This window comes from Chamaesiphon sp. OTE_8_metabat_110 (assembly GCF_031382685.1).
Classification (GTDB): domain Bacteria; phylum Cyanobacteriota; class Cyanobacteriia; order Cyanobacteriales; family Chamaesiphonaceae; genus Chamaesiphon.
On sequence record NZ_JANMZA010000391.1, the window covers coordinates 1 to 2,017 of the forward strand.

2 protein-coding genes and 1 pseudogene are annotated in these 2,017 nt (G+C 44.9%); all 3 read left to right on the forward strand.

Going from position 1 to position 2,017, the window contains the following annotated elements; all coding sequences use genetic code 11:
- Positions 1-7: 7 nt before the first annotated feature.
- A pseudogene (locus tag RMO52_RS24750) lies at positions 8-450 on the forward strand (hypothetical protein).
- A gap of 328 nt (positions 451-778) precedes the next feature.
- The gene (locus tag RMO52_RS14320; RefSeq protein ID WP_310415376.1) at positions 779-1,072 is read left to right on the forward strand and encodes a hypothetical protein; all 294 of its coding nucleotides are present in this window, start codon (positions 779-781) and stop codon (positions 1,070-1,072) included.
- Positions 1,036-2,017 (forward strand): ATP-dependent metallopeptidase FtsH/Yme1/Tma family protein (locus RMO52_RS14325; protein ID WP_310415378.1); only part of this gene is annotated, 982 nt, incomplete at its 3' end. The genes RMO52_RS14320 and RMO52_RS14325, both read left to right, overlap by 37 nt.

Sequence of the window (2,017 nt, forward strand, 5' to 3'; positions counted from 1 at the left end):
AGCCAGGATGAAGTCAAACTATCCCAACCAAATATCTGCTCTCTGGACAGCTTTTTTGCTAGCATTGCTATTTCATACCGATCTGGGATTGATGCCGCTATTTCACGGTCAAAGTATCGCTCATTCCCATGACACTCAGGATATTTCTTGGGTTCTATGGCTGATGCTATTCTTTTTTGTGCCGCCGCTATGCGCGATCGTCCTGTCAACTTTTACGGATAGTAAAAGCTATCGAATCGGTCATTTTGGCTGACAGTTATCTATTCTTTGCTCAATATTGCTCACCTCATCGCCGATCTATCAGTTATACCGATCGCTTGGTATCAAATTGCCTTGATGACGATTTTAGTTGCGCTCGGTATTCTTCTAGACCTTGTTGCTTATCGATGGATGAAGCATTATCGCTGGACAATTACGTCCAAGATAGAATCAGAATCAGATCGATCCTGAGTTGAGCGAACCCAACTCAGTAAATTGAGATTGCTAGCTATAGTACGTCCAAGACATGATCAGGAAAGTCATTAGTAGAGCAATAATTATAGTTATCCAAAGCTTGTTATCTAAAGCAAAATTATTTTTCATCTTTTTTACCAAGCTACATTTAAAACTCTTGACAATCTAAGATTAGTCGATCGACATGAGGAACTTGTGAGGATTAATTGCAATTTTTATTGTGCCGAGCGAATGCTGTGCAAATAACTAGTGATGCCCAATGTTGTACCCAAATTACGCTCCAATTAGCCGAACCGATGGGAGAACTCGATCTATCCCGCTTAGAATGGAATTACGATTCTCCAAGAAGAGGCTACGCCAACGATTGCTGCACAAATATAATAATCTCAGTTTGCAGAATATGGATGCGAGTCAGGCATTCTTTGAAATCCTCCAAGCTGCACGGCGCAACAATCTTCTTGGCGTATGGCCGATCGTCAAAATCATTCGCGCTGACAATTCAATTCGATTTCCTCACAAGTTCCTTGGATTTGAGTCCTACAGTGGAACTGAGATTCCATTGTATTCAAGGAAGGTCGATCTATGCCGATTGACAACGACCGTAAAACGACAGTATTAAACTCGCCGATTCCGAGTGGTTTAATCTTCCTGATTTGGCTGCTAATTGTGATGGCATGGTCGGGGCAGAGCTATCCCCGCAAGTCTTACAGCGAATTTATCCAACAGGTAGAATCTGGACAGGTAGTTAAGGCAACAATCGATCGCCAAGAAATTCAGTACGAGTTGAAATCAGCCCCTGTCGCTAAATCCAAACAGACTGAAGCCAAAAATATCTTTGTCACCAGACGACTAGCCGAAGATCCCGAACTAGCTCAAATCCTCCGCACTCATCAGGTCGAATATTCAGTACCTGCGCCTAGCCCACTAAGTGGGGTTTGGTCGATTTTGAGTTGGTTTATATTTCCGTTACTATTCCTCTCGCTCTGGTCGAGATTTAGTGGTGCCGAGCGACAAGGCGGAATGGGCATCTTAGGTATGGGCAATAGTAAGGCCAGAACCTATACTGCAGGTGATACTGGGGTGAATTTTGATGATGTGGCTGGGGTCGATGAAGCAAAAGCCGAACTTCAGGAAATCGTCGATTTTCTCAAACATGCCGATAAATATGTCAAATTAGGAGCTAGAATTCCCAAGGGCGTGTTGTTAGTTGGGCCGCCGGGGACTGGTAAAACCCTGTTGGCGAAAGCTATTGCTGGCGAAGCTGGGGTGCCGTTCTTTAGTATTTCCGGTTCGGAATTTATCGAAATGTTTGTGGGTGTCGGCGCAGCCAGAGTGCGGGGACTATTCGAGCAAGCTAAACAGCAGGCTCCCTGTAGCGTGTTTATCGATGAATTGGATGCTTTAGGCAAATCCCGCTCTAGTGCCAATTCCCCGATGGGCGGGAATGATGAGCGCGAACAAACGCTGAATCAATTGTTGTCGGAAATGGATGGTTTTGCGTCTAATACGGGCGTGATTTTGCTCTCGGCGACCAACCGTCCAGAAGTCCTCGATCCAGCTTTAC